The sequence below is a fragment of the Acinetobacter sp. M5A5_2a genome (assembly GCF_053345265.1).
This window is the reverse complement of sequence record NZ_JBKEZV010000017.1, coordinates 40855-51912: the sequence shown is the minus strand read 5'-3', so window position 1 is coordinate 51912 and position 11058 is coordinate 40855. Positions and strand designations below refer to the sequence as shown.

Below are 11058 nucleotides of genomic sequence, written 5' to 3'. Positions count from 1 at the left end.
TTCCAAAGATTCCAAAGATTCCAAAGATTCCAAAGATTCCAAAGATTCCAAAGATTCCAAAGATTCCAAAGATTCCAAAGATTCCAAAGAAATAATAGAGCAAATACTCTACCCCACTCTATATTTCTTCTTCTTTTTAATTTACTTCTTTTATTATTACTGAATTACTGATCTTTAGATTGTTCCACGTGGAACGCTGAATTGTTTTTATGATCCTTAAATAAAAAAAGCAGGATTACTCCTGCTTTTTATCACTACACAACTTTCTTAGTCAGTGAACGTTACACGAGCAATTGCTTTCTTACCTGACTGAATAATGAAAGTACCGTTTTCTTTTACAGAGAAACTTGCATCAACAGCATTCCAGTCAACTTTTACTGCTCCGCGAGCTACAGCATCTTTTGCAGCTGCTGCATTCGGATTTAGGCCAGCTAAACGTAGAATCGTAGCAATAAAGATTTCTCCACCAAACTCACCACGTGAAATAGTCACCTCTGGAGTGTCTTCGGGTACTTCACCTTCTGTAATAAGGTTACCAGCACTTTTATGTGCATTAGCTGCAGCTTCTGCATCATGGAAACGTTCAACCAGTTCAAGTGCAAGAATACGTTTTACTTCTTGTGGATTACGGCCAGCAGCAATTTCATCTAATAAAGTTTTGATCTCATCTAGAGATTTAAAGCTGAGTAAATCGAAATAGCGTTCAATTAAAGAATCAGGCATTGATAAAACTTTTTGGTACATTGCCCCTGGTGTATCAAATACACCAATATAGTTACCTAAAGATTTAGACATTTTATTTACGCCATCTAAACCTTCTAGAATCGGTACAGTGATACACACTTGTGATTCTTGGCCATAACGACTTTGTAAAGTACGGCCCATAAGTAAGTTAAAGGTCTGGTCTGTACCGCCCAACTCAACGTCAGCTTCAAGCGCAATTGAGTCATAGCCTTGAACTAGAGGATATAAAAACTCATGAATTGCAATTGGCTGATGGTTGCTATAACGCTTTGTAAAGTCGTCACGCTCTAACATGCGAGATACGGTTTGCTGACTTGCTAATTGAATAAGGTCAGCAGCAGACTTTTGATTAAACCATTCTGAGTTAAAACGTACTTTTGTTTTATTCGGATCTAATATTTTGAAAACTTGTTCTTGATAAGTTTTAGCGTTGGCTTCTACTTGTTCACGTGACAACGGCGGACGAGTTGCACTTTTACCAGTTGGGTCGCCAATCATGGCAGTATAGTCACCAATCAAGAAGGTCACTTCATGACCCAAATCTTGGAACGTTTTTAATTTATTAATAAGAACAGTATGTCCTAAATGTAAATCTGGTGCTGTAGGGTCAAAACCAGCTTTAATTTTAAGAGGACGGTTCTCTTTGAGCTTTTTCAGTAAATCTTCTTCTGAAATAATTTCGTGCGTGCCTCGTTGGATGAGGGCAAGCTGTTCTTCGGCGGGCAAGAAATTTGACATCACAAAACCTAAACACATCAGTTATTCAATTTGTGCGATATACTAACATTTTTTCAGCGTCTTGCAGGGGAAGTTGCATATGAGCGCAATCTATATCGGCGTAATGACTGGCACTAGTATGGATGGTGTGGATATTGTTGCGGCTTCATTTGAGCCACTACAGCTTCATGCCACTCTTACAGTTCCATTTGAACCCGAGTTACGTGATGAGCTTATGGCATTAACTTTACCTGATGACAATGAAATTGACCGCATGGGTAAAGCTGATGTTGCTCTGGCCCAAATGATTGGTCACGGGATTAATACTCTCATTGAAAAGCATCAATTAGATCGTAGTCAAATTAAAGCGATTGGTTCGCATGGGCAGACAATTCGTCACCGTCCAGAACATGGGTTTACGCTACAAATTGGCGATCCCAATATCATTACCGAAATCACTCAAATTCCGGTTGTTTCAGATTTCCGTCGTAGAGATATGGCTGCAGGTGGTCAAGGTGCGCCATTAGTGCCTGCTTTCCATCAGGCCTTATTTCAACATCCAAGTATTCATCGTGTGATTTTAAATTTGGGTGGTATTGCTAATGTGAGTATGCTGCCTGCCAACAATGCAGACGGCGTATTTGGTTTTGATACGGGTCCTGCAAATATTTTGATGGATGCGTGGTGTCATCGTCATACTGGTCATCCATATGATGAAAATGGTGATTGGGCAGCTTATGGGCACCCTATCCGCTCTTTACTCGACCGTCTTCATGCACATGAATATTTTTCTAAAGAACCACCAAAAAGTACAGGACGTGAAGATTTCAATATTGACTGGTTAGATGATCAGTTAATCGATTGGCGAAACGATTTAACTTATGATGAGTTAGAAGACACACCTGAAAACGTTCAAGCCACCTTATTAAAACTCACTGTGCGTGCTATTCAAAAAGCGATTTATCGCTCAGAGATGGAAACAGGTGAAGTATATGTTTGTGGTGGTGGTGCTTATAACTCTTATTTATTAGAGCAATTGCGTTGGCGTTTACGTAAACACAATTGGTCAGTTCAACCTACAGATGTTTTAGGACTCTCCCCTACTTGGGTCGAGGCTACAGCATTTGCATGGTTAGCAATGCGTTTTGTAAACGGTTTAAGTGGCAATTTACCAGCAGTAACAGGTGCTTCAGATTTCAGAATTCTAGGTACGATCACGGCGGTATAAAGCTTCATATCGATTTGATTGGTCAGATTCGACCTCATAGCACATTTACTGACCCGAAATGCTGTTATTTAAATGAGCATAAAAACTCATGATAAGTGCCAACAAAAATAATTTGAGGCATGTTTTCATGGATCTGACCAAACGTATCCATCAGTACACGCGTGGCGACTGGACATTCGATGTGATTGATTCAGGACCTATTGATGGCCCACTCGTTGTTTTATTGCATGGTTTTCCAGAAACTGCTCATAGTTGGGAGCAAACCTCGGAATTATTGCATCAGCACCAATTTAGAACGCTTGCAATTCATCAACGGGGTTATAGTTTAAATGCTAGGCCTCAAAGCCGATTTCAATATTCATTGAGTGAACTGGTAGAAGACGTTGCAATTTTTATTAAGCAACTGGGTCAACCAGTCTATTTAATAGGGCACGACTGGGGATCGGCAATCGCTTCGGGCGTTGCAATGAAATATCCACAATATATTCAACATCTCACTTTAGTTTCTGTCCCCCACCAAGCTGCTTTTTTAAAAGCTTGTTTAAGCAGTAGACAACTTTTTAAATCTTATTATTTTGCAATTTTTCAGCTACCGATTCTGCCCGAGCTTTTGTTTAAAAAGATACCTAAATTAGGTCGTAAATTTCTTAAGTCATCAGGTATGACTGAGCAACAAATTGCGATATTCGAGGCTGAGTTTATAGAAGAAAATAGATTAGGTACGGCGTTGAATTGGTATCGTGGCTTTTTTTGGGACAAGCCTCAAAATCCATTTAAAGCAATAGATGTTCCTACTCTTTTTATTTGGGGTAAACATGATATTGCCGTTACAGAAAAAAGTGCCAAGTTAAACTCTGGTTATTTTAAAAATAATTATCGTGCAGTTTTTATGGATGCTTCGCATTGGATTCCATATCAGAATGCACCCGAACTTGTGCAATACTTTTTAGAATCTATCCGTGAAAAGTAATGATCTGAACAATAAAAAACCTCTCAAGATAGAGAGGTTTTTAAATTTTAAAATTCTTTTTAAATCGAGAATGAAGAACCACAACCGCATGTTGTTGTTGCATTCGGGTTTTGAATGATAAAACGCGAACCTTCAAGGCCTTCTACATAATCAACCACTGAGCCAATTAAATACTGATAGCTGAGTGAGTCAACAAGCATTTTTACATCGCCATTAACAAATTCTGCATCATCTTCATTTACGCTTTCAGCAAAATTAAAGCCATATGAAAACCCTGAACACCCGCCTCCCGTTACATATACACGTAACATGAGATCGTCATTCCCTTCACTATCACGGAGTTGGCGTACCTTATTGGCAGCATTATCTGTCAAAACTAGAGCTTGGGCATTCATGATGATTGTTCCTCGGATTTTGCTGTGCCTTTCAAAATAAAAAAGACCCTATATTGAGTATAGCATAATCAATATAGGGTCTGTCTTCGAAGTTTAAAGCGAATCTTGAGTATTTTTATCAAGATTATTTGTAATTCTCGTCTTGTAAGCCACATTCGAAGTTTTTAGCATCTTGCTTACAACGGAATTGCCATAATAGTTTCATCATACGTTTATCGTATACACCACGTTGTGTAAGGCTAATTCGTGACTCACGCATGAGCTTTTGGTAACCCGGTTTATCTGCTGGTGGAACATCCATCCAGTATTTTTGTGGGATATCAGCTTTCATTTTACCCAAGATCGTAAAGGCACGTGGTAACTGACCCGAAACCCACTCTCTAGATTTCTGACCAAAACCTGCTGGGAACTTATCAGGACGTATAATAATATTTCCTGTCACCTGTAAGATCGGATAGTTCACGATCGCCCCTTTTGTTCCTAAACCTTTTTGTAGTTCTAAAGGTTTAAATGCTGCCGCAGGTGCACCAATAATGTCTACCTGATGGTTATTAAATTTAGCACCGAAATTTGTTATATCGGCACTAACAGCTTGCGCGCCTACCTGCTGAACCATAATTTTTTGAGCTTCATCATAGTCAAGTACAGCAATTTTTTTACCTGCAGCTTTCGCTACTGTATTGATGCTGCGATCATTTACTAAAAGATAAGCATCGCCAACTGGAATAACACCTACAACCTCATAGCGGCCGTTAACCATATATTTACTAAAAGTCGGACTCGCTAAACCCTGCATTACCTTTACAGCAAGCTTGAGATCAGGAATGGCGCCAATTGCGTCTAATGACCCTGTAAACGAGTTAAATTGGCGACCACGCATGCCTGACACACTAATGCCATCACATTTGCCTGCTTTAAAATCTTCAGCAATAACGGCTTCATTCTGGTTTACTTTCAGTTCGATATCAGCTCCCCAGTTTTTTGCTGCAAGTTGATAATCCTTCATCAGCGCATAGACATCACCATTTTTACCAACGAAGTCAAAAACACATACTGTTTGTTTAGCCTGAGCTGCAAAAGAAACTGTGGTCAGTCCCATCGCAAGTAATAGCATTTTGGAAAATTGCATATTCTTTTTCCTTTCCTTGTGGAGTTTTTTGTTTTTCGATACCAAGAAATTTCACACCTATATGGTATGAGTCGGATAGGCTTCATATAAAAAATCATGTTGAAGATATTTTTACGGATCCATTTTGCTTTTATGATTTTATTTCCATCAAAAATAGATAGTCGTCTATCTATTAGCAATTATTTTAATCACTCAAGTCCTTGATCCATTTTTATACCTTCATGTTTCCTTATGAAGTTTTTATCTAAATTTAGCTTAACGTCTTTCTAGTTATCCACAATGGCAGAATTGACAGCATATACAAAACAAAAAGCCTAGAACTAAGTCTAGGCTTTCTGAGAAAAATTAAGATTATTCACCAGGCATTGAACATTCAAAGTTAGCCTTGTCTACAGAACAACGTGCTTTTTTCAATACAGACATCATTCCTGCATCGTAAACACCACGTTTAGTTAAGTCCATACGGCCATCACGCAACATTTTTTGATATTTAAGTTTATCTTCTGCACTTAAATTCATTTTGTATTTGCCAGGAATCTGAGCTTCTAAACGGTTGATCATAGCAAAGTTCTTAGGCAACTGTTTAACAAACCAGTCACGAGATTTTTGACCAAAACCAGCTGGGAATTTATCAGAACGTAATACTAGATCAGCTGTAACGTGTAATACAGGGAAGTTCCACATTACACCGTTTGCACCCAAACCTTTATTTAATTCTAATGGTTTGTAAGCATAAGCAGGCGCACCTACCATATCTACTTGGCCATTATTAAATTTCGCAGCAAAGTTTGAAATATCAGAAAGAACTGCTTGAGCACCTACACGCTGCACCATAATTTTTTGTGCATCGTCATAACCCAATACAGCGAATTTTTTACCCGCAGCTTTTTCAACAGAGTTAATGTTTTTGTCACGTACGAAAATGAACGCTGAACCTAGCGGAGAAATACCAGCGACTTCGTATTTTTTACCACCCATATTGGTGGTCATTTTTGCTGCATTACGCGCATCTAATACATAGGTAATTGCACGTTGAGCGATTTGGTTATTTGGAACACCGCCAAGTGAGTCGATAGATCCTGCGAATTTGTTATATTGGCGTGCACGCATTGCTGTCATTGCTACAGCATCACATTTACCCGCTTTAAAATCATTATCAGCAACAGCCTCGTCCTGACGAGGTACCAAGTTAATTTCAGTACCCCAGCCTTTTGCAGCTAGAGCCCATTCTTCCATCATTTTATATGAGTCGCCTGCTTTTCCTAAGAGGTCGAATACACACACGGTACTCGCTGCTTGCGCTGAAGCAGAAAAACCAACAACAGAAGCGGCAGCCATAGCAAGTACGATTTTTTTCATTTTCTTCATCCTTCCACGGAACAGATTTTTTGTTTGAAGTTTCCTTTCAAAGACAGATATTAATCATGTTTTTTAGAAAAAAATAGAGCATTTACTCAATTTTTTTATCTGATTGAACCATTGTTTGTTCAATTTAAATTATTTATTAGTAGTAAAAATCACTAAGTTTCCGTAAGTTACTTTTTATATTCACAATTTTCATACCTATATTCAGTATGGAAATATATGTAGGGTTTTTGTGATGAAAAAATAATCTACTCTCCATTAAGCGTACATTCAAAATTTGTCCGTTCGACTGTACAGCGAGCACGCTTAAGTACACTCATCATGATCGCATCATATACACCCTGTTTGGTTAAGTTGAGACGCCCCTCTCGTAAAAGTTTTTGATATTTGGTTTTATCTTCTGCTGAAAAATTCATTCTAATTTTTGACGGTACGCCCATTTCTAACCGCTTTATCATGGCAAAGTTTTGAGGTAATTTTTGTATAAACCAATCACGTGATTTTATGCCAAAATCTGTAGGAAACTTATCAGTTCTCGCAATTAAATCTCCAGTAACATTCACCACTGGAAAATTAAACATGGCCCCTTTAGTGCCTATACCTTTGCCAATCTCTAGTGGTTTATAAGCATAAGCAGGCGCAGCAATTGCATCGACTTGTCCACTATTAAACTTTTTCACAAAATCATTAATTTCAGAAGGAATAGGCTGCGCCCCCACACTTTCTACCATAATTTTTTGAGCAATGTCATAATGTAAAATAGCGAATTTTTTACCGCGAACTTTTTCAATGGAATTCAGATTTTTATCTCTTACAAATAAATATGCCAGACCAATCTGAACAATACCGACAACCTCATAATTTGTTCCATTCTGAGCAGTCACCATACGATGTTTATTACGCTTATCTAAAACGTAGCTAATCGCTTTTTGCGCAATAGCATTACTGGTTACCCCACCAATCGCATCGATAGAACCCACAAATTTATTATAATTTCGTGCCCGCATGGAGGTCATATAAGCAGCATCACATTTGCCTTCACGAAGCCTACGGTCCACCAGAGCTTCATCTTGAAATGGAATTAAGGTGATATCAGCTTGCCAGTCCTTTGCTGCAAGCGCCCACTCTTCCATCATTTTATAAGATTCACCTGACTTTCCTAATAAATCAAATACACACACATTTTGTCCCGCATGTGCTGTTCCCATAGCACAGCAAAATACTGCACTAATTATCCCCAATCTTTTTTTCATTTGACTTTCCTTAGTCTAGTTTTATTAGTAGCTCATTAATCAACCAAACTTTAAACTGTTTTTATTTTAGTCATTTTTTTTAAAAAGTGTTCTATCTTGTTCAATATTGAAGACATTTCGGATGAATAGCTGAACCTAGAATATTTCGATGTATACAATTATTGTCTGCTTCTAACTAAAATCCGGAAAGTTTTGTTTTCATCGGCAGTTCTCTTTAAAATACGGCATTCCTCACTCACCTCGATACAATAAGATGATTCAATTTGACCAAGTTTCTTTACGCCGCGGTGGACGTATTCTATTTCAAAAAGCGTCTATGCAATTACACCCAGGTTGGAAAATTGGTCTGACTGGGGTCAATGGTGCAGGTAAATCAACCTTATTTGCAGCGTTACTAGGTAGCTTAGGTGCAGATGAAGGTTCACTTACTCGTCCTTCAGGCTGGATCGTGGCGCATATGGCGCAAGAAATAAAAGCACTAGACATGCCTGCAATTGATTTCGTTCTCTCAGGTGATGAAGAGTTTTGGGATATTCAAAATAAGCTTGCTCAACCAGATCAACTGAGTGACTTCGAATTGACTAAATTGCATGGCCGCTTTGATGAAATTCATGGTTATTCAGCACCATCTAAAGCAGCTCAGCTTATGGCTGGTCTTGGTTTTCTAGAAAATCAATTGCGTTTAAACGTTGAGAGTTTCTCAGGTGGATGGCGTATGCGTTTAAATTTGGCGCGTACCCTAATGAGCCGTTCAGATTTATTATTACTGGATGAACCAACAAACCACTTAGACTTAGATGCAATTTTGTGGTTAGAAGATTGGCTTAAAGCCTATGAAGGTACACTCATCCTAATTTCGCATGACCGCGATTTTTTAGATGCGATTACAGATCATATTCTGCATATAGAAAATCAGGAGCTCACCCTTTACACCGGAAATTACTCTACATTTGAAACCACGCGTAGTGAACGTCTTGCTCAGCAGCAACAAGCTTTTGAGAAGCAACAAGAAACACGTGCTCACCTACAAAAATTTATTGACCGTTTTAAAGCAAAAGCGACTAAAGCTCGTCAGGCACAAAGTCGAATTAAACAACTTGAGCGCATGCAAGAACTCGCTCCAGCTCATATTGATACACCTTTTACTTTTAGTTTCCGTGAACCAACCAAAATGAGTTCGCCGTTACTGACTTTAGACAATGCCAGCATTGGTTATGGCGATAAACAAATCGCCGAAAAAATCAGATTACAAATTACACCAACCTCTCGTATTGGTTTACTTGGAATGAACGGCGCAGGTAAATCGACCTTAATTAAGAGCTTAGTGGGTGATTTACCGCTGTTAGCTGGTGAACGCAAGGCGTCAGAGTTACTTAATATTGGTTACTTTGCACAGCACCAAATGGATGCTTTAGATGGCCATGCTACTCCAATGTTACAAATTGTCCGTTTAGCAGGTAAACAAATTAGTGAAGCGACTTTACGTTCTTTTTTAGGTAGTTTTGGCTTTAGTGGTGAACGCATGGATACGCCATGTGAAACCTTTTCTGGTGGAGAGCGCGCTCGTTTGGCCCTCGCGCTGATTGTATGGCAGCGTCCAAATGTTTTGATTCTGGATGAACCGACGAACCATTTAGATCTTGATATGCGTCATGCACTAAGCATGGCATTACAAGATTTTGAAGGCGCTGTCGTGCTGGTTTCCCACGAACGTCAACTCATTGCAAGTGTTTGTGACGAGCTTCTTTTGGTACACGGCGGTAAATGTACCGAGTTTGAGGGTGATTTACAGGATTATGCAAAATGGCTACGTGAAGCACGTCAGCAACTCATCAATGCTCAGACTGCTGTAGCACAGAATAATTCTTCCTCTGCCGCTCCTACTCCCACTAAAGTCGATAAAGAAGCACAGCGTAAAGAAGCAGCTCGCCGTCGTGAACAAACCAGACCTATTCGTAAAAATATCGAAAAAATTGAGTCTCAAATTGAGAAACTTCAACCACAACTTGCCAAAATTGAAGAGTCTTTAGCAGATACATCTTTATATGATGCAGCACGTAAGGATGATCTACTCAAGCTTATGAATGAACAGACTGAGCTGAAAGCTAAACTTGAGCAATATGAAGAACAGCTTTTAGAACTTATGATGGAATTAGAAGAGATGGAAGCCTCTTTTGATTAATCTATTTTTCAAAATAAAAAAGCCGATTTCTTAATCGGCTTTTTTATTAATTAATAAGGGGTATAAAAAGCCCCTAATTCATTTAAATTAGTATTGATTGGCAAAGGCCAAACATTGCTTGATAAACTATCTGCAATATATAAATCATAACCGCCACGACTTCCAGTCTGCCCCGCTAGAGAAACCACCATATACCGCTGGTCTAAAGGTGCCGGATCTGATGTATTTACGACTGTACTATTAAAAGGCAAACGGGTGGTTTGTTTGGTGGTTGTATCATAAACATAGATCTGATCATGAGCATTTGTTGGACTATACCAACGCACATATAAAAACTGGCTTCCCTTCCACCATACTGGATAATATGAGGCAATATTGGTTAGCTGTGTATCATATGCACCCGACTGATCAATACTAAAAATTCTAGAATTACTACTTGCACCTTTGGCATATAAGATTTGCGTAGTATTGACCATTGGATAAGGCATTGACTCTTCGATATCCCAACCATTTTGAGTGACAGAAGTAATCGTGCGATCAGTCATTTTAACAATTTTTAAATCGCCATTTTGCTTAAAAATAATACGCTGATTATCTATAAATTTAGGATCTTCATCCCGCTTGTTATTCCCTTGGGTTAAATTGATTGGTAATTCTGTGCTCCCAACTCTCCAAGCATAAACATCCCATGCATCTCCATAATGCTGTCCAGAATTAACTCCCATAAAAGTGAGCCATTTTCCATCTGGAGAAAAATGACCATTCATCATGTGGTCAATTTTCCAGTTTGTGCCGAGTAATGTGGTTTGTTGCGTTGTGAAATTATAAAGATAAAGCTTACTGTCCCATGCGTCATAATCACTATAACGATGAAATACTAATTTTCCGTAAAAAGTGGGGGCTGTGGCAGCATGCAGTTGAAATAAGCAATTAAAAAATAAGATTACAATGTATAAAAGTTTTTGTGTGTTTTTCAAAATTATATTCTCTTGTAATAAATGAGTATCCAAGAGAATAGCAGTTTACAAATTTATTTTTCTTATAAAACAAAAGACTTTGTCTAAAATTAAACAAA

9 protein-coding genes are annotated in these 11058 nt (G+C 38.5%); 3 read left to right on the top strand and 6 right to left on the bottom strand.

Annotated elements, in window-relative coordinates; translation table 11 throughout:
* Positions 1-267: 267 nt before the first annotated feature.
* Positions 268-1500, bottom strand: coding sequence for a tyrosine--tRNA ligase (gene tyrS, locus ACLBWE_RS18810; protein ID WP_017387717.1), 1233 nt, complete (start codon positions 1498-1500; stop codon positions 268-270).
* 61 nt (positions 1501-1561) lie between these two features.
* Here tyrS and ACLBWE_RS18805 point away from each other — a divergent pair, with 61 nt between their 5' ends.
* Both ACLBWE_RS18805 and ACLBWE_RS18800 read left to right on the top strand, forming a co-directional pair.
* Positions 1562-2689, top strand: coding sequence for an anhydro-N-acetylmuramic acid kinase (locus tag ACLBWE_RS18805; protein ID WP_004640222.1), 1128 nt, complete (start codon positions 1562-1564; stop codon positions 2687-2689).
* 127 nt (positions 2690-2816) lie between these two features.
* Positions 2817-3659: an alpha/beta fold hydrolase gene (locus ACLBWE_RS18800; protein ID WP_447604249.1), complete on the top strand. Its 843-nt coding sequence runs from the start codon at positions 2817-2819 to the stop codon at positions 3657-3659.
* A gap of 59 nt (positions 3660-3718) precedes the next feature.
* On the opposite strand, the gene erpA is transcribed toward ACLBWE_RS18800, so the two are convergent.
* From erpA to ACLBWE_RS18780, 4 genes are all read right to left on the bottom strand, one after another.
* On the bottom strand, positions 3719-4054 hold the full coding sequence (erpA, locus tag ACLBWE_RS18795; RefSeq protein WP_003656048.1) for an iron-sulfur cluster insertion protein ErpA: 336 nt from the start codon (positions 4052-4054) through the stop codon (positions 3719-3721).
* 124 nt (positions 4055-4178) lie between these two features.
* Positions 4179-5183, bottom strand: coding sequence for a putative solute-binding protein (locus tag ACLBWE_RS18790; protein WP_045437800.1), 1005 nt, complete (start codon positions 5181-5183; stop codon positions 4179-4181).
* Positions 5184-5534: 351 nt separating this feature from the next.
* A complete protein-coding gene (locus tag ACLBWE_RS18785) occupies positions 5535-6542 on the bottom strand; it encodes a putative solute-binding protein (protein WP_003656045.1) in 1008 nt (335 codons plus the stop codon).
* Between the two features lie 254 nt (positions 6543-6796).
* Positions 6797-7801 carry a putative solute-binding protein gene (locus ACLBWE_RS18780; protein WP_447604248.1) on the bottom strand — a complete coding sequence of 335 codons (1005 nt, stop codon included), beginning with the start codon at positions 7799-7801 and terminating at the stop codon, positions 6797-6799.
* Between the two features lie 253 nt (positions 7802-8054).
* Between ACLBWE_RS18780 and ACLBWE_RS18775 the strand changes: the two genes are divergently transcribed.
* Positions 8055-9983, top strand: a complete 1929-nt coding sequence (locus tag ACLBWE_RS18775; protein ID WP_447604247.1) for an ATP-binding cassette domain-containing protein — start codon at positions 8055-8057, stop codon at positions 9981-9983.
* A gap of 50 nt (positions 9984-10033) precedes the next feature.
* Here ACLBWE_RS18775 and ACLBWE_RS18770 read toward each other — a convergent pair whose 3' ends face one another.
* Positions 10034-10960: a hypothetical protein gene (locus ACLBWE_RS18770; protein ID WP_004640235.1), complete on the bottom strand. Its 927-nt coding sequence runs from the start codon at positions 10958-10960 to the stop codon at positions 10034-10036.
* Positions 10961-11058: the final 98 nt, after the last annotated feature.

What these genes read in the sequence shown, in the direction of transcription:
- ACLBWE_RS18805 (WP_004640222.1), top strand. Translation starts at nt 1,562, where the DNA reads ATGAGCGCAATCTATATCGGCGTAATGACTGGCACTAGTATGGATGGT.
- ACLBWE_RS18800 (WP_447604249.1), top strand. Translation starts at nt 2,817, where the DNA reads ATGGATCTGACCAAACGTATCCATCAGTACACGCGTGGCGACTGGACA.
- tyrS (WP_017387717.1), bottom strand. Translation starts at nt 1,500, where the DNA reads ATGTGTTTAGGTTTTGTGATGTCAAATTTCTTGCCCGCCGAAGAACAG.
- ACLBWE_RS18785 (WP_003656045.1), bottom strand. Translation starts at nt 6,542, where the DNA reads ATGAAAAAAATCGTACTTGCTATGGCTGCCGCTTCTGTTGTTGGTTTT.
- ACLBWE_RS18790 (WP_045437800.1), bottom strand. Translation starts at nt 5,183, where the DNA reads ATGCAATTTTCCAAAATGCTATTACTTGCGATGGGACTGACCACAGTT.
- ACLBWE_RS18780 (WP_447604248.1), bottom strand. Translation starts at nt 7,801, where the DNA reads ATGAAAAAAAGATTGGGGATAATTAGTGCAGTATTTTGCTGTGCTATG.
- ACLBWE_RS18775 (WP_447604247.1), top strand. Translation starts at nt 8,055, where the DNA reads ATGATTCAATTTGACCAAGTTTCTTTACGCCGCGGTGGACGTATTCTA.
- erpA (WP_003656048.1), bottom strand. Translation starts at nt 4,054, where the DNA reads ATGAATGCCCAAGCTCTAGTTTTGACAGATAATGCTGCCAATAAGGTA.